Source organism: Nocardioides soli (assembly GCF_014191495.1).
Lineage (GTDB): Bacteria > Actinomycetota > Actinomycetes > Propionibacteriales > Nocardioidaceae > Nocardioides > Nocardioides soli.
Genome location: NZ_JACHWR010000019.1, coordinates 1 through 15,820 on the forward strand (window position 1 = coordinate 1; position 15,820 = coordinate 15,820).

General features: G+C 72.1%; 15 protein-coding genes. 9 read left to right on the forward strand and 6 right to left on the reverse strand.

Going from position 1 to position 15,820, the window contains the following annotated elements:
• The coding region (locus FHU40_RS27360; RefSeq protein ID WP_183595656.1) for a transglycosylase domain-containing protein at window positions 1-2,217 on the forward strand (2,217 nt) is incomplete at its 5' end.
• Window positions 2,217-3,692, forward strand: a complete 1,476-nt coding sequence (locus FHU40_RS27365) for a glycosyltransferase family 87 protein (RefSeq protein ID WP_183595657.1) — start codon at window positions 2,217-2,219, stop codon at window positions 3,690-3,692. The genes FHU40_RS27360 and FHU40_RS27365, both read left to right, overlap by 1 nt.
• A 12-nt stretch (window positions 3,693-3,704) precedes the next feature.
• On the opposite strand, the gene FHU40_RS27370 is transcribed toward FHU40_RS27365, so the two are convergent.
• Together FHU40_RS27370 and FHU40_RS27375 are read right to left on the reverse strand one after the other, a co-directional pair.
• Complete coding sequence (locus FHU40_RS27370) at window positions 3,705-4,787, reverse strand: alanine racemase (RefSeq protein WP_183595658.1); 1,083 nt, start codon at window positions 4,785-4,787, stop codon at window positions 3,705-3,707.
• Window positions 4,787-5,932: a lipid II:glycine glycyltransferase FemX gene (locus FHU40_RS27375; RefSeq protein WP_343058081.1), complete on the reverse strand. Its 1,146-nt coding sequence runs from the start codon at window positions 5,930-5,932 to the stop codon at window positions 4,787-4,789. Before FHU40_RS27375 ends, FHU40_RS27370 begins: the two co-directional genes overlap by 1 nt.
• 177 nt (window positions 5,933-6,109) lie before the next feature.
• Between FHU40_RS27375 and FHU40_RS27380 the strand changes: the two genes are divergently transcribed.
• From FHU40_RS27380 to FHU40_RS29820, 3 genes are all read left to right on the forward strand, one after another.
• Window positions 6,110-6,727, forward strand: a complete 618-nt coding sequence (locus tag FHU40_RS27380; RefSeq protein WP_183595660.1) for an RNA polymerase sigma factor — start codon at window positions 6,110-6,112, stop codon at window positions 6,725-6,727.
• Between the two features lie 145 nt (window positions 6,728-6,872).
• A complete protein-coding gene (locus FHU40_RS27385; RefSeq protein ID WP_183595661.1) occupies window positions 6,873-7,334 on the forward strand; it encodes a carboxypeptidase-like regulatory domain-containing protein in 462 nt (153 codons plus the stop codon).
• 6 nt (window positions 7,335-7,340) lie between these two features.
• Complete coding sequence (locus FHU40_RS29820; protein ID WP_183595662.1) at window positions 7,341-9,008, forward strand: S8 family serine peptidase; 1,668 nt, start codon at window positions 7,341-7,343, stop codon at window positions 9,006-9,008.
• Between the two features lie 349 nt (window positions 9,009-9,357).
• On the opposite strand, the gene FHU40_RS27395 is transcribed toward FHU40_RS29820, so the two are convergent.
• Complete coding sequence (locus FHU40_RS27395) at window positions 9,358-9,570, reverse strand: hypothetical protein (protein ID WP_183595663.1); 213 nt, start codon at window positions 9,568-9,570, stop codon at window positions 9,358-9,360.
• A 33-nt stretch (window positions 9,571-9,603) separates the two neighbouring features.
• Here FHU40_RS27395 and FHU40_RS27400 point away from each other — a divergent pair, with 33 nt between their 5' ends.
• Window positions 9,604-11,472 carry a CHAT domain-containing protein gene (locus FHU40_RS27400; protein WP_183595664.1) on the forward strand — a complete coding sequence of 623 codons (1,869 nt, stop codon included), beginning with the start codon at window positions 9,604-9,606 and terminating at the stop codon, window positions 11,470-11,472.
• Between the two features lie 83 nt (window positions 11,473-11,555).
• The gene (locus FHU40_RS27405) at window positions 11,556-11,885 is read left to right on the forward strand and encodes a hypothetical protein (RefSeq protein ID WP_183595665.1); all 330 of its coding nucleotides are present in this window, start codon (window positions 11,556-11,558) and stop codon (window positions 11,883-11,885) included.
• Window positions 11,886-12,213: 328 nt separating this feature from the next.
• Here the strand turns inward: FHU40_RS27405 and FHU40_RS27410 are convergent, their stop codons facing one another.
• From FHU40_RS27410 to FHU40_RS27420, 3 genes are read right to left on the reverse strand one after another with little or no spacing between them, the layout of a single operon-like run.
• Window positions 12,214-13,011 (reverse strand): deoxyribonuclease IV, encoded by a 798-nt coding sequence (locus tag FHU40_RS27410; RefSeq protein ID WP_183595666.1) that lies wholly within the window; start codon window positions 13,009-13,011, stop codon window positions 12,214-12,216.
• The gene (locus FHU40_RS27415) at window positions 13,008-13,976 is read right to left on the reverse strand and encodes a threonine dehydratase (RefSeq protein ID WP_183595667.1); all 969 of its coding nucleotides are present in this window, start codon (window positions 13,974-13,976) and stop codon (window positions 13,008-13,010) included. The genes FHU40_RS27410 and FHU40_RS27415 overlap by 4 nt, the downstream gene beginning before the upstream one ends.
• 5 nt (window positions 13,977-13,981) lie before the next feature.
• The gene (locus tag FHU40_RS27420) at window positions 13,982-14,902 is read right to left on the reverse strand and encodes a serine/threonine-protein kinase (RefSeq protein WP_183595668.1); all 921 of its coding nucleotides are present in this window, start codon (window positions 14,900-14,902) and stop codon (window positions 13,982-13,984) included.
• Between the two features lie 190 nt (window positions 14,903-15,092).
• Here FHU40_RS27420 and rpsF point away from each other — a divergent pair, with 190 nt between their 5' ends.
• Both rpsF and FHU40_RS27430 read left to right on the forward strand, forming a co-directional pair.
• Window positions 15,093-15,383, forward strand: a complete 291-nt coding sequence (gene rpsF / locus FHU40_RS27425) for a 30S ribosomal protein S6 (protein WP_183595669.1) — start codon at window positions 15,093-15,095, stop codon at window positions 15,381-15,383.
• A gap of 118 nt (window positions 15,384-15,501) precedes the next feature.
• A partial coding sequence (locus FHU40_RS27430; protein ID WP_183595670.1) for a single-stranded DNA-binding protein occupies window positions 15,502-15,820 on the forward strand: 319 nt, incomplete at its 3' end.

The window sequence follows — 15,820 nt, forward strand, 5'->3', positions numbered from 1 at the left end:
CTGGTCTGCTCGCTGGTCGCCGTCGGCGGGTTCATCTACGCCTACCAGACCACGGACATCCCCGACCCGAACGAGGACTTCGAGACCCAGACGTCCTTCGTCTACTACTCCGACGGCCAGACCGAGGTCGGCAGCTACGCCACCCAGAACCGGCAGTCCATCCCGCTCGACCAGATGCCGCAGAACCTGCAGGACGCCGTGGTCGCCGCCGAGAACCGCTCGTTCTGGAGCGACAACGGCATCGACCCCAAGGGCATCCTGCGCGCGGCGTTCAGCAACGCGAAGGGCAACGCCACCCAGGGCGCCTCCACGATCACCCAGCAGTACGTCAAGATCCTCTACCTGACGCAGGAGCGCTCCTACCAGCGCAAGCTGAAGGAGGCGATCCTCTCGCTGAAGCTCCAGCGGGAGATGTCCAAGGAGCAGATCCTCGAGGGCTACCTCAACACGATCTACTTCGGGCGCGGGGCGTACGGCGTGCAGGCCGCCTCGGAGGCGTACTTCGCCAAGGACGCCAAGGACCTCAGCCTCCGCGAGTGCGCCGTGCTCGCGAGCGTGCTGAACAACCCCTCGTCGTTCGACCCCGCCAACGGCAAGGCCTCCAAGGAGTCGCTCAAGGAGCGCTACCGCTACGTGCTCGGCGGGATGGCCGACGCCGACGACGTCAGCGCCGAGAAGGCCGAGAAGGCCGCGCGGCGGCTGCCCAAGTTCCCCAAGATCCAGGCCGAGAGCAGGTACGGCGGGCAGAAGGGCCACATGCTCTCGATGGTCCGCAGCGAGCTCAAGGACCTCGGCTTCGACGACGAGCAGATCGACGGCGGCGGCCTGCGGGTGACCACGACGTTCACGAAGAAGGCGATGGACGCCGCGGCCGCCGGGGCGCGCGAGCAGCGCCCCGAGGGGCCGGAGTTCTCGGAGAAGAACCTGCACGTGGCGGTCGCCAGCGTCGAGCCCGGCACCGGTGCCGTCCGCGGCTTCTACGGCGGCCAGGACTACCTGCAGTCGCAGATCAACTGGGCGGTCACCGGCGGCATGGTCGGCTCGACGTTCAAGCCGTTCGCGGTCGCCGCCGCGCTCAAGGAGGGCTTCTCCCTCAAGGACACCTTCGACGGCAACTCGCCCTTCTACTACAACGAGCAGGGCACCGGCGCCCGGGTGCGCAACGAGGGCTACGGCTCCGACGGGCTCGGTACCGACTACGGGTCGAGGGTCAGCCTGCTGCGCGGCACCGAGGACTCGATCAACACGGTGTTCGCCGACCTGACGGTGTCGATGCCCGACGGTCCGGAGAAGATCATGCAGACCGCCGAGGACCTCGGCATCCCGAACTGGAACAAGAACCAGGCCGGCTACGACAACCTCGACAACAGCCCCGGCCTGGAGCCGGTCAGCGGCATCGCGCTCGGCTCGGCGACGATCGCCCCGATCAACATGGCCAACGCCTACGGCACCATCGCCAACGGGGGCCGCGCCGCCAAGGCGCACGTCGTCCAGAAGGTCGTGAGCAAGAGCGGCGAGGTCCTGTACCAGTTCAAGCAGTCGACCAAGCGGGCCGTCGACGAGGACGTCGCGGCCGACACGTCGTACGCCATGCAGCAGGTGGTCTCGGTCGGCACCGGTACGGCGGCACGAGCGCTGGGCCGCCCCGCGGCGGGCAAGACCGGCACGGCGACCAACAGCGACGACGACGTCGCGTCGGCGTGGTTCGTGGGCTACACCCCGCAGCTGGCGACAGCCGTCATGTACGTGCGCGGCAAGGGCCAGGAGCAGCTCGACGGGTGGCTGCCCGAGTACTTCGGCGGCTCCTACCCGGCGCGCACCTGGACCGACGTGATGGGCCGGGCCCTCGAGGGGACCGAGGTCGAGTACTTCCCGGAGCCGGCGTACCTCGACGGCGACGCCCCCGACGACGGGCACGAGCCGTACACGCCGCCGCCGAAGCCGACCAAGAAGCCGAAGCCGAGCAAGTCCGACAAGCCGACCAAGAAGCCGGACAAGCCGACGGAGACCCCCGACCCGACCGACACGCCGACCATCCCGGACACGCCGCCGACGATGCCGCCGCCCACGACCTGTGACCCGGCGGTCGGCTGCCCGCCGGAGCAGCCGGTGCCGCCGACGCCGACCGACCCGGCGGCGACGGTCGCCGTGCCGCCGACGCCGCCCGCGGCCCGCCAGGTGGCGCACCGCACCGAGCATCGGGTACGGCGGGGCTGATGGCCGCGCCGGTGGGGGATCGCGCCTGGGTGGACCCCACCACCGACGACGCCGTCGTCACCACGCTCAGCGAGGGCGTCGGCGGACCGATCGGGACCCGCGCCGGGCGACACCCGTGGTGGACGCCGGTGCGGGTGCTGCTCGCCCTGACCGCGCTCTGCCTCGCGCTCGGGATGTTCCAGAAGGCCGGCTGCTACGACAACACCTGGCAGGACGGCCAGTCCCGCTACAGCCAGATGTGCTATTCCGACCTGCCCTACCTCTACACCGGCCGCGGCTTCGCCGAACTGAACTGGCCCTACTCCGACGACCACCAGGTGCGGGACCGGTTCGAGGTGATGGAGTACCCCGTCGGGATCTCGTACTGGGCCTGGGGCACCGCCTGGGTGACGCACTGGATCACGGGATCGCCGGACCTGGAGCCGAGGTACGCCGCGGACACGGCCACGGTCGCCGGCTGGCCCGAGGTGCATCGCGAGATCCGAGCGTTCGTGATCGTGAACGCGATCGGGTTCGCGGTGCTTGCGCTGCTGTGCACCTGGCTGCTCGCCGGCGTGAACCCACGCCGACCCTGGGATGCCGTGGCGTTCGCGCTCTCCCCGGCCCTGCTGCTCACCGGCCTCGTCAACTGGGACCTGGTGGCGGTGGTGTTCGTCGCCGGGGCGCTGTGGGCGTGGGCGCGCGATCGGGCGCTGCTGACCGGCGTGCTGATCGGGCTCGGCACGGCCACCAAGCTCTATCCGCTCTTCCTGCTCGGCGGCGTGCTCGTGATCTGCCTGCGCGAGCGCCGCTATCGCCCCTTCGGGTTGACGCTCGCCGGCGCCGTCGGGGCCTGGATCGCCGCCAACCTGCCCGCGCTGCTGACCGGCCCGGCGGAGTGGAAGGTCTTCTGGACCTTCAACTCCGACCGCGGCGCCGATCTCGGCTCGGTCTGGCTGGTCGTGCAGCAGGCGATGGACACCGTGCCGGACCCGTTCTCCTTCGACCCGCACACGATCAACCTCGCGTCGTGGATCTTCTTCGGCGCCTGGTGCGTCGGGGTCGCCGCACTCGGGCTCACCTCGCCGTCGACCCCGCGCCTGGCGCAGCTCGGGTTCCTGATCGTGGCCGGCTTCCTGCTCGTCAACAAGGTCTACTCCCCGCAGTACGTGCTCTGGCTGCTCCCGCTCGCCGTGCTCGCCCGCCCGCGCTGGCGCGACCTGCTGATCTGGCAGGCCGGCGAGGTGCTCTACTTCGCGGCGGTCTGGTGGTACCTCGGCGGCTACCTGGCGCCGGCCGCCGGCGGCGACTCCGGCTTCTACTGGGCCGCGATCCTGCTGCGCACGGCCGCCGAGCTCTACCTGGTCGCGATGGTCGCGCGGGACCTGTGGCAGCCGCGGCGGGACCCGGTGTGGCGGACGCGGATTCCCCGGTTCACCGGGGATTCCGGGACTTCTCGGCCGATGCAACGCCTGAGAAGTGACAGTTCCGCCTGAGAAGTCCGGGCCTCAGTCCACGACGACACGGTCGAACGACGTCGCCGTGTAGCGCACCCGAACGTCGACCTGGTCGCCCACCGCCGGCACGCGAGCGCCGTGCGGGAGGAACAGCATCGACGCCTGCATGTGCGGCGGCTCGGCGAAGAGCCGCTGCTTGCCGTCGATCGAGAACGGCGAGCGCACGAAGCCGGCCGCGTCCAGGCCGCCCCGGGCGATCGTCGCGGCCCGGCCGCGCAGGCTGGCGTCGCCGAGTGGCGCCTCCAGGCCGATGCCGTGGGCGGTGCCGCCGCTGACGACCAGCACGTGGCCGGCCTTCGGGGCGGTGCGCAGCCGGTAGCCGAAGGAGTCGCCGCGCTCGACGGCGTGCACGTCGAGCACGGTGGCGGTGACCCGCAGCGCCCCGCGGTCGCCGAGCCACAGGTCGGTGCCGATGCGGGGACGGAAGGTGAAGTCGGGGTACGACGAGCGCAGCGCGGTCAGCTCCGCGGCACTGAGATGGCTCACCCAGACAGTCTCGAGCGGGAGCTCGGTCGCGACGACCTCGGTCATCAGCCGGTGCACCTCCGAGAGGTGCGCGCCGTTGGCGAGCGGCAGGTGCAGCGCGACGCCGGCGATCCGGGCCTTCGGGTTCGCCCGGACCACCTCCGCGGTCGACCACAGCTCACGGGCCGTCATGCCGTGGCGCAGCATGCTGGTCGCGCGCTCGAGCACGACCCGGGCCTCGGGCTGCCGGCCGAGCAGGTCGATCAGGTCGTCGACCCGGCTCACGGTGTGGATCACTCGCCGGGCCAGCGCCGGCGCGAGGCCCGCGGCGGGGTCGGCGGCCGCGCCGAAGGGGCGCCACGGAGTGAGGACGAGCAGGCCGCCGTCGTACCGGCTCGCGACCTCGGGCAGCTCCTCGTAGGTGCCGACCGCGAGCGTGTCGACGCCAAGGCCCTGGTCCTGGAGCCACTGGGCCCGGCGGGCGAGGCGGCCGAGGGTGAAGCCGTAGCCGTTGCCCTTCGCGACCGGCACCAGGTCGGGCTCGGCGATCGCGACCGCGCGCAGGTGGCCGCGCCAGCGGTCGCCGTCGACCGTGAGCGTGAGCGCCATCAGCGGGCCCCGGACCGGCGGCGCATGTAGACGTCGAACGCCGCGTAGAGCGCCTTGTTCAGCGGAAGGTCCCACTCGCCGACGTACTCGACGGCCTCGCCGCCGGTGCCGACCTTGAACTGGATCAGCCCGAGGTGCGGGTCGTCGGACGCGAGCGTGTCGGTGATGCCGCGCAGGTCGTAGACCTCGGCGCCGGCGGCGATCGCGTCGCGGATCATCTGCCACTGCACGGCGTTGGAGCCGCGCACGTCGCGCTTCTCGGTCGAGGAGGCGCCGTAGGAGTACCACGCGTGCGCGCCGACCCGGATCGCGATCGTCGAGGCGACCAGTGTGCCCTCGTGGCGGGCGTGGTAGAGCCGGATCCGGTCCGGCTCCTCGCCGCCGAGGGCGTCGACCATGGTGTGGAAGTACGACAGCGGCCGCGGCGTGAAGTGGTCGCGCTCGGCGGTGTGGACGTAGAGGTCGTGGAAGGACTTCAGCTCCGGCTCGATCGCCGGGCCGTCGTACGACGTGACCTCGACGCCCTCCTTGGCGGCCTTCTTGATGTTGCGCCGCCAGAGCTGGTTCATGCCGGCGAGCACCTGGTCCTCGGTGCGGCCGGCGAGCGGGATCTGGAAGACGTACTGCGGCTGGCCCGCGGCGAAGCCGCCCTCGACGGCCTGCGCCCGCCACCCGTAGTCGCGCAGTTGCGCGGTGACGCGCGCCCCGCCGTGGCTGCGCTCGGTGGGCGCGAGGTCGCCGAGGCGGCGTACGTCGTCGTCGGCGATGCCGGCCTTGACCGTCGCGGCGTCCCAGCGCCGGGTGACCACGGGCGGCCCCATCCGCACGCCGAACGCGCCGCGGCTCTTCAGGTACGCCGCCATCGGGCGCAGCCAGCCGGCGAGGTCGTCGTCGTCCCAGTCGATGACCGGGCCCTCCGGAAGGTAGGCCAGGTAGCGCTTGACCTTCGGCAGCTGGCGGTAGAGCACGAGGGCGGCACCGACCAGCTCGGAGCCGCGGAACCAGCCCAGCGACTCGTGCCGCCACTCCGACTTCACGCGGCCCCAGGCCGGGGTCTGCAGGAAGCTCGCGGAGTGCCGGCTCCGGATCAGCTCGAGGTGGTCGGCGGCCGGGATCTCGCGGACGGTGAGGGCGGCGCTGGACACCATTCGAGGCTATCGGACGACGGGTGGCGGCCGACGCCTGCACCGGGTCACCTGAAGCGGACGACTGCGGTATGGCGAATATCCGAATATCTTCTGCACCGGAGGTATCAGGACCGCGTCAGGCCCCTCCTCAGGGGCGTGATCCTGACTGAGACGCATTGGGGAGCGAGACGTCCCATGAGCAGGACCGGGCACACCCGGGCGGGCGACGGCCCGGCCGGAGACGATCCGCGCCCCCAGGCGGTGTGGGCTCAGGCGACCGACGGCTTCAACCGGTGGATCGCCGGTGACCCCGCCGGTCTGGACGACCTGGTCGCCGTGATGACCCCGGTCCTCTGGCACGTCGTGCGCGCCTACCGGCTCAGCGACAGCGCCGCCGAGGACGTCATCCAGAACACCTGGCTCGCGCTGGTACGCCGCCGCTCCGCCATCCTCGACCCGGTGGCCGTCGGCGGCTGGCTGACGACGACCGCGCGCCGCGAGGCGTGGCGGACCGCCGGTGGCAAGTCCACTCCGACGCCGGTCGAGGACGACGAACTCGCCCACGCGCTGCCGCAGCAGCGCTCGGCGGAGGACAGCGTCGTCCAGCGCGACGAGGGCGACCGGCTCTGGGCCGCCGTCGACGGGCTGCCGGAGCGCTGCCGGCGGCTGCTGCGCGTGGTCGCGTTCGAGAACCGGCCCGACTACCGCGAGCTCGCGACCGAGCTCGGGATGCCGGTCGGCAGCATCGGCCCCACCCGCGGCCGGTGCCTGGCGAAGCTGCGGGTCGCACTGATCGAAGCAGGAGGGATCTGAGCATGAGCACCCCACGCAATCGCGGGCTTCCCCCGCAACGCTTCACCCCACGGCCTTGCGGCTCCCCCGCTCCGCTCCTCCGCCACCAGCCCGCGGGGTCCCCGAAGCTTCGCTCCTCCACCCCACGATTCCGCGAGGACCCCGCATGACCGAGCTGAGCCGAGAGGCCCTCCTGGAGATCGTCCGCGACGTGTGGGAGCGCCACGACCCGGTGCCCGACCACCTCGTCGCGACCATGCAGGCCGCGGCCGCGCTCGCCGCCACCGACCTCGACCTGGAGCTCATGGAGCTCGTCGAGCGGTCCACCGAGCTGGCCGGGGCACGCGGCTCCACGTCGTACACGCTCCGCTTCGTGCACGGCGACACCGACCTCCTCCTGCGCATCGCCGTCGACAACGGACGCTCCCGCGTCGACGGCTGGATCGTGCCGGCGGAGCCGATGACCATCCGCGCACTGCCGGGCGAGACCCCGGCCGCACACGAAGCCGTGACCACCGACTCGGGTCGGTTCTCGCTGACCGGTCTGCCCGTCGGGCTGATGCGGCTCCAACTGGAGCCGCACGACACCGCCCGCCCGGCCTTCGCCACTCCCACCTTCGAGATCTGAGGAACCGTGGACAAGCCCGAGAACGACTCCCAGAACGACCCCCAGAACGACACTGAGAAGGACCGCGACAAGACGCGCGACAAGAGCCAGCGCCCCGGGCGTCCCGGCCGCCGGCCCCTCGACCGCGACCCGCGCCCGCCGGCGTCGGCCACCATCGCCGCCGTCCAGGGCCGACTACTCGACCCCGCCACCGCACTGGTCGTCGACGGTGTCGTGCCCCGGCCGACGGTGTACGTCGGGTCGCGCCTGCTCGTGTCGAAGGCGGTCGACGTCGACGGCGCGATCGCTGTGCTGCGTGCGGTGGCCGAGCCGCTGGGCTGGGACGTGGTCGCCGAGGAGGAGGACCGACGGACGGTGAACCTCCGCTTCGGCTACCTGCCGCTGCGCCTGATCGTCGCCTCCAACCGCGCCACCATCGCCCCCGACGCGTGGACGCTCCTGCAGCAGACCCGCGCGCAGTTCGGCGTCGACGCGGTCAAGGGCGTGAGCCTGGACCACCTGGTGGTGCCGGCCATCGAGGCGAGTCCGCTTCACGATGGTCATCCGTTGCATGACGGTCACCCGCTTCACGATGGTCATCCGTTGCATGACGGCCATCCGGCTTCCGATGCCCGCAGCTCACGGGCGATCGCTTCGTACTTCGAGGCTGGATCAGGGGGACGTCAGCCCGTCGCCTACGTCGGCGCGGCGCCCGGTCGCCGGCCGGATAGCACGATGTCCGGTCGCCGGCCGGTGGTCGCGATCCTAGACACCGGCTGCGGGAGTCACCCCTGGCTCGACGGCATCGTTAAGAAGGATGTCACCCTGGATGGGGTGCCGATCGGCTACTCCGACGGGACCTCGGTCTCGCCCGAGGACGACGGGGACCAGTCCGGTCCGCTCGACGGGTCGATCGATCCGATCTCCGGGCACGGCACCTTCATCTCCGGCCTGATCCGGCAGCGCTGCCCCGACGCCGACATCGTGGCGTGGCGGGTGATGCCGTCCGACGGACCGATCGTCGAGTCCGACCTGGTGGCGACGCTCGCCCAGATCGCCGAGCTCGCCCGGCGCCATCGCGCTGGCGAAGAGGGCGGACACCCGATCGACGTGCTCAGCCTGTCGATGGGCTACTACCACGAGACGCCCGAAGACGAGCTGTTCGACCCGACCATGTACGCGATCCTCGAGGAGCTCGGGCGCAACGGCGTGGTCGTGGTCTGCTCGGCCGGCAACGACGCCACCAGCCGACCGTCGTTCCCGGCCGCCTTCTGCCGCTGGTCCGACGACAGCGGGCCGATCCCCTTCGATCGGACGCTCGCCCCGATCGTCTCGGTCGGTGCGCTCAACCCCAACCGCACCGACGCCCTCTTCAGCAACGCGGGTCCCTGGGTGCAGACCTACGTGGCCGGCGCAGCGGTGGTGAGCACCATGCCGGCCTTCCGGGGTGGTTATGAGCCCGTGGCGCGTACCTCCGCTTTCGGGCGCGTCCGTGAGGCGATCGACCCAGATGACTTCCAAGGGGGCTTCGCGGTCTGGAGCGGCACTTCGTTCAGCGCACCGATTCTGGCTGGCGACGTCGCCGCTGCGCTCGTTGATCGACTGGAAGGCGTCGACGACCCCGTCGGCCCAGCCGACGCGGTCGCCACCGTGTGGACCGCTGTTTCCGCTTGCACTGGACTGGCGCCATCATGAGGCGGTGACTTCACCCCAGGAGCTGCACTCCCGGGGCGTCCACGCCGCCTACCGAGGACGTCACCGGGAGGCTCGGCGTCTTCTTGAGAAGGCCCGAGTGGCAGCAGGTCGCCAGGGTGAGTTGACTCCTGATCTCGACGCGCGCATTGCGACCAGCTTGGCCTACGTGCTGTCGGAGACTGGCGAGCATGACGCAGCGATGCTGCTGTGTCGAGAGATCTTGCAGAACGACGCGGTCGCCGACAGTACTCGTGGCACGCTCCACTCTCAGCTCGGTCTCCTGCACATGCTCCGGGGTGAGACTTCAGCAGCGATGGTCGAGTTCGATCAGGCGCTTGCGACTCTTGACTCACCAAGCGTCACGGCCCGGGTCCATCTCAACCGCGGAAATGTTCATCTCCAGCGGTGGGATCTCCCGTCGGCGAGATCTGACTTCCAGCACTCGTTCACGGCGTACCGCGAAGCTGGCGACGAGTACGGTGCCGCGAAGGCGCTGCACAATCTCGGATACGCGCGGTTCCTCGCAGGCGATCTGGTCGCTGCGCTGCGTGACCTCGGACATGCCTATCCAACCGTCGCCGCCGAGGGACCGGTCATGACGGCAATGGTTGAGCAGGACCGAGCCGAGGTGCTGATGGCGGCCGGTCAGCACGACGAAGGCGCAGCGGCTCTGGCGGCAGCGGTCGAGGCCTACGGCCGACGCCGTCTCTACCAGCGACGAGGAGAGGCCGAGCTCGCCCTGGCCCGCAGTCTGGTGCTGCGGGATCCGGATCGGGCACGCATCGCTGCCCGTGACGCGCTGCGGCGATTCCGACGTACCGGCGCCCGTGCCTGGGAGGTGCGTGCCGACGCCATCCTCCTCGGCGCCGAGGTCGAGGCCGGCGGCCGCGGGCTCGGGCTCGCCCAACGGGGTGCGCTCCTGGCCGACGAGCTGGCGGGCCAGGGCCTGCGGTGGGAGGCGGCGCTCGCCCGCATCGACGTGGCGCGCGTGCGGATCCGGCGCGGCGACCCCGACCTGGCCCGGGTCCACCTGCGCAGGGTGGGTGGCACCCGTCAGGCGCCGATCACGGTCCGGCTGCGCGACCGCGACGTACGCGCCGAGCTGGCGGCGGCGATGGGCCGCCGTACCGACGCCCTCAAGCACCTGCGCGCCGGACTGTCCGACCTGCACTCCTGGCAGAGCTCCTTCGGCTCGCTCGACCTCCAGACCGGGGTGGCCGGGCACGGCACCCGACTCGGGGTGCGCGGCCTCGCGCTCGCCGTGGAGTCGCGGCGACCCGAGGTGCTCTTCGAGTGGTCGGAGCGGGCGCGGATGCTGGCCAGCCGGGTGCAGCCGGTGCGCCCGCCCGAGGACGAGCAGATCGCCGCCGACCTCACCGAGCTGCGCGAGATGGCCGCCGAGCGGGTGCGCCGCGACCCGGCTCGCGAGGCCGAGCTGCGCCAGCGGGTGCGCGAGCGCGCCTGGCAGAGCCGCGGCTCGGGCGAGGTCGCCGACCCGGTGACGCTCGCCGAGCTGACGGCGGCGCTCGACGACGACACCGCCCTGGTCGCGTACGTCGTCACCGCGGACGCCGTCGTCGCGCTCGGCGTGACCACCGACGGACCGACCTGGACCGACCTCGGCCACCGCGACGAGCTCGACCACCTGCTCGGCGGGCTGCTGCCCGACCTCGACATGGCGGCCTCGGACCTGCCCGACGCGATGGGTGCCTTCGTGCGGGCCGAGTTGGCGCAGCGGCTCGACACGCTTGCGGGGCTGCTCGTCGCGCCCGTGCTCGAGGCGGTGGGCGACCGCCGGGTCGTGCTGACCCCGTCGGGGGTGCTGGCCGGAGTGCCGTGGACGTTGCTGGCGGGCTTCGTCGGCCGTCCGCTGACCGTCGCTCAGTCGGCGACCGCCTGGCTCGCGCGTCGGGCGACGCCGCTGCGCACCGGGAGCGCCGGCTTCGTCGCCGGCCCGCGGGTTGCCCGCGCCGAGGACGAGGTGACCGCCGCGGCCAAGGAGTGGGATCGGTCCAGGGTGCTGGTCGGATCCGATGCGACGGCGAGCGCGGTGTCGACGATGGCCGACACCGTCGACGTCCTGCATGTCGCCGCCCACGGCCGGCACAGCGCGGAGAACGCCATGTTCGCCGGTGTACAGCTCGTCGACGGGCCGTGGTTCGGCTACGACATCGACCGGCTCCGGCAGGTGCCGGACGTCGTGCTGCTCTCCGCCTGCGAGGTCGGTCGCTCGACGGTGCGCTCGGGCGAGGAGCTGATCGGCATGACCACCGCGTGGCTGCACGCGGGCGCCCGCTGCGTCATCGCGTCGCCGGCGGCGATCAACGACCAGGCGGCGTACGACGTGCTCGTCGCCGTCCATCAGCGTCTGTCCGCCGGGCTGGACCCCGCGGCCGCGCTGGCCGACGCCGTGCCGGCGGTGTCCGCCGCCAGCCCGCCGGTGCCGCTGGTCTGCTTCGGGTGACTCGACGAGGTATCTAGGGTCCGGGGCTTCGCTCCTCAACCGACGTCAGGGAGACCGATCGACCTGCGGAGGAGCACCCCGTCATGACGCTCATGGCCACACCCGGCACCATCGCGCGGGGCAGGACCGTCCACATCGTCCACGACCCCCAGCCCGGCCAGCGACTGACGGTGCCGGCCGGCTCCCGGCTGGCGGTGAGGTTCCGCCGCCGCGGCCTCGGCCTGAGCCGGTGGCAGGTCCTCGACCGGCCCGGCCACCTGCTGCCCCTCGAGGAGGGGCCCCACGGGTTCCTGTTCCTCGTCTTCGACGCCGACTCCGGTTCCGGCCAGGAGCAGCCGCTGCGCCTGGTGCGCCAGCGGGTCGACCGGTCGGGCCCCGGTGAGGTCCGCGACCTGGTGATCCGGGTCAGCTGAGTCGTCCGCGCCGGTCGGACGCCGCGGGGGAGCGTCCGGCCGGCGCGGTCTCATCAAGGGTGGTGGGTGAAACTCCGCCTCGGAAGCGTCGCTCCATCAAGGGATGAGGGTGGAGCCTCGCCTCCCAGGCTGAGTTCGCCATGGGAAGCGTCGCTCCATCAAGGGATGATGTCGAACCGCCCGTTGCTCGGCCTTCATCCCTTGATGAAGCGCCCGCCACCGCACAGCGCCGGCACGACCGCAGCAACGGCCTGCAGACGCTCAGGTTTCGAGACGGTCGGGCCTCCTCAACCTCCTCGCTGAGGCTGCAGCCCGGGCTTCGCCCGGTCTACAGCCGCTCGGACAGCCAGCCGGCGTCGGCGGTGTGCTCGGCGGCGCCACCCGGCGTCTCGAGGATGACCGGGGCGCCGGCGTCGCGAACGACGGCGGCCAGCAGGTCGGGGTCGACCTTGCCGGCGCCGAGGTTGGCGTGCCGGTCGGCACCGGAGTCGAACTCGTCGCGGCTGTCGTTGCAGTGCACGAGGTCGATCCGCCCGGTGATCCGGCGTACGTCGTCGACGACGGTCTCCAGCGCGTTGCCGCCGGCGTGGGCGTGGCAGGTGTCGAGGCAGAAGCCGACCAGGTCGAACTGCTCGGTCGCCGAGATCGCGTCCCACACCCGCTCGATGCGCTCGAGATAGCGGGTCATGGCGTTGTCGCCGCCGGCGGTGTTCTCGATCAGCAGCGGCAGCTTGAGGTCGACCGCCTCGATCGCCTTGCGCCAGTTGTCGAACCCCTTCGCGGGGTCGTCGGCCTTGTTGACGTGCCCGCCGTGCACGATCAGGCCGCGCGCCCCGATCGACGCCGCGGCGTCGACGTGCTGCTGGAGCAGCTTGCGGCTGGGGATCCGGATCCGGTTGTTGGTGGTGGCGACGTTGACGATGTACGGCGCGTGCACGTAGAGGCCGACCCCAGCGGCCTCGGCGTCGGCCCGCAGCGCCTCCGCGCCCCCGGAGTACGCGAACTCCGGCCCTTTGTAGCCCTGCGGGTCGCCCAGGAAGAACTGCACGTGCGGCATCTGCCGGGCCTGCGCCTCGGCGATCGGGTCGGCCTGGTCGACGTGCGCTCCGATGGCGATCGCGTTCATGGGGTCACAGTAGGCGGCGCCGCGGACAGCGCCCCCGCCAGCACCTCGAAGTCCGCGTTGCCGCCGGTCTGCACCACCGCGACCCTGCGCCCGGCGACGAGATCGCGCTCGGCGAGCAGCCCTGCGAGGGCCAGAGACCCGGCCGGCTCGGCGAGGTTGTGCGTCGCTCGGTAGGCCAGCGCCATCGCCTCCCGCGCCTGCTCCTCGCTCACCCGCACGATCCGGGCGGCGCCGGCGACGATCCGGCGTACCGCCTCCGGGTCGGGCGTCCGGCAGGCCACGCCGTCGACGAGCGTGTCGGCCGCCGGCGTCGACACCGGCTCGCCCGCCGCGAAGGAGAGGGCGTACGCCGGGGCCCGATCGGCCACGACGCCGACGACCTCGGTGCCGGCGCCGACGAGGTCGCGCACGGCGATGTTCGCGCAGATCCCGCTGCCCATCCCGACCGGCACGTAGACGACGTCGAGCCGGGGCACCTGCTCGTGCAGCTCCGCGGCGTACGTCGCGACGCCCTCGACCAGCCACGGATGGAACGGCGGCACCGGCGTCAGGCCGCGCTCCTCGGCAAGCCCCATCGCGTGCTCGAGCGACTCCTGGAAGTCGCGGCCGTGGACGACGAGCTCGGCGCCGTACGCCGCGGTGGCGGCGTTCTTGTCGGGCGAGTTGCCCTCGGGCACCACGATCGTCACCGGCACGCCGTACGTCGCACCGGCGAAGGCCAGGCTCTGGCTGTGGTTGCCCCGACTGGCCGAGATCAGGCCGCGCGTGCCGCCGGCGTCGACCAGGCGAGCGGCGAAGTTGAGCCCGCCGCGCACCTTGAAGGCTCCGGTGGGGTTGTGGTTCTCGTGCTTGACCCAGGTCTCGGTGCCGGTCGCGCGCTCCAGCAGCGGCCACCGGCGGGTCGGCGTCGGTGGGACGTGAGCGGCGACCCGGGTGCGGGCGGCGGCGAGGTCGGCGGCTTCCACGTTCCTCACCCTAGGAGGAGCATCGCGAGCGCCGCGCCGCAGAGCGCGATGGCCGCGACGAAGCACCCGATCGCCACCGTCGCCGCCCACTCGGCCGCGGGGGGAGGTGGCGGAAGCCGGTCCGGTACGACGGGCCACGGGCCGTCGCGCGGCACGTCGATGCGCCGCAGCCGCCCGAGCGCGGCCGCGGCGGTCGGCCGCAGGGTCGGGTCGGGGTCGAGCAGCGCGCCGACCAGCGGCCGCAGTGGTCCCTCGGGCACGAGCAGCGGACGGCCCGGGCGGGGCGGTCGGCCGGTCAGCAGCTGGGTGGCGACCACGCCGGCGGCGTACACGTCCTGGGCCGGATCGGGGACCGAGCGGTCCCGCTGCTCCGGCGCGAGGTAGCCGTCGGTGCCGACCACCGCCGGGCCGTGGGTGAGCCGCACGTCGTGGAGTGGCACCGCCACGCCGAAGTCGCCGAGGCGCAGGAACGGCGGGCCGTCGCCGGTCGGATCGAGCAGCAGGTTGGCCGGCTTCACGTCGCGGTGCACGACGCCGGCGTCGTGCACGACGGCCAGCGCCTGGAGGAGCTGGTCGAGGAGCAGCGCGGCGTACGACGGGGGCAGCGGGCCGGTCTCGGCGAGCAGCTCGGCGACCGTGCCGCCGCGCACCAGGTCCATGCCGAGCACGACCCGGTGGTCGTCGGCCGCCCAGCCGCTCGGCGTGAGCACGTGCGGATGCCGGATCCGCAGCCCCTGCTCGCGGACGAAGCGCAGCAGCGTGCCGCTGTCATGGGGCCCGAGCAGCTTGGCCGCCACGAGCCCGCCGGTCCGGGCGTCGCGGGCCCGCCAGACCGTGCCCATGCCGCCGGTGCCGATCCGGTCGATCAGCTCGTACCGGCCGGCGAGCACGGTGCTCGGCGTACGCTGGCGCCTCGGTGGGGACATCGGGCGGAGACCTACCCGGTGACCTGCGGATTCACGCGGGCGACGGGATTTCTGGGGACGGTCGCGCCACTGTTAGCCTTGGGCGTTCTCCGCGTCGGCCCACCGACGGGCGCGCCGCGGGTACCAACGCAAAGCCCTCCTGCCACGGAGAGTCCGTGGCCGCCTTAGTCCAGAGGAGGTGGAGACCGCTGTGCGTGCCTACGAAGTGATGGTCATCCTCGACCCCAGCCTCGAAGAGCGGACCATCGAGCCCGCGCTCGACAAGTACCTCAACGTCATCCGCAAGGATGGCGGCACCATCGAGTCCGTCGACGTGTGGGGCCGGCGTCGCCTGGCCTACGAGGTCAAGAAGAACGCCGAGGGCATCTACGCCGTCATCACGCTGAACGCCGAGCCGGCGACGGTCAAGGAGTTCGACCGTCAGATGAGCCTCAACGAGTCCGTCCTCCGCACGAAGGTCATGCGCCCCGCCGCCCACTGACGGCGCATTGACTGTGGACGACCACTTCCGCCTGTCGGCGCTTGCCGCAACGATGGGCAGCACGTGGTCGTCCGACCCGGACTGACTCCGATCAGAACCAACGCTTAGGGAGCCCTTCATGGCAGGCGAGACCGTCATCACGGTGGTCGGCAACCTCGTCGACGACCCGGAGCTGCGCTTCACCCCGTCGGGTGCGGCCGTGGCGAACTTCCGGATCGCGTCGACGCCGCGCACCTTCGACCGCCAGACCAACGAGTGGAAGGACGGCGACGCGCTGTTCCTCTCCTGCTCGGTGTGGCGGCAGGCCGCGGAGAACGTCGCCGAGTCCCTGCAGCGCGGCATGCGCGTGATCGTGCAGGGCCGTCTGCGGCAGCGCTCCTACGAGACCCGTGAGGGCGAGAAGCGCACCGTCATCGAGCTCGAGTCGACGAGTCGGC

Coding starts and splice junctions, on each gene's coding strand:
- FHU40_RS27405 (WP_183595665.1), top strand. CDS start 11,556: ATGACGCTCATGGCCACACCCGGCACCATCGCGCGGGGCAGGACCGTC.
- FHU40_RS27385 (WP_183595661.1), top strand. CDS start 6,873: ATGACCGAGCTGAGCCGAGAGGCCCTCCTGGAGATCGTCCGCGACGTG.
- FHU40_RS27365 (WP_183595657.1), top strand. CDS start 2,217: ATGGCCGCGCCGGTGGGGGATCGCGCCTGGGTGGACCCCACCACCGAC.
- FHU40_RS27410 (WP_183595666.1), bottom strand. CDS start 13,011: ATGAACGCGATCGCCATCGGAGCGCACGTCGACCAGGCCGACCCGATC.
- FHU40_RS27370 (WP_183595658.1), bottom strand. CDS start 4,787: ATGGCGCTCACGCTCACGGTCGACGGCGACCGCTGGCGCGGCCACCTG.
- FHU40_RS27400 (WP_183595664.1), top strand. CDS start 9,604: ATGACGGCAATGGTTGAGCAGGACCGAGCCGAGGTGCTGATGGCGGCC.
- FHU40_RS27395 (WP_183595663.1), bottom strand. CDS start 9,570: ATGTCCGAGGTCACGCAGCGCAGCGACCAGATCGCCTGCGAGGAACCG.
- FHU40_RS27380 (WP_183595660.1), top strand. CDS start 6,110: ATGAGCAGGACCGGGCACACCCGGGCGGGCGACGGCCCGGCCGGAGAC.
- FHU40_RS27420 (WP_183595668.1), bottom strand. CDS start 14,902: ATGTCCCCACCGAGGCGCCAGCGTACGCCGAGCACCGTGCTCGCCGGC.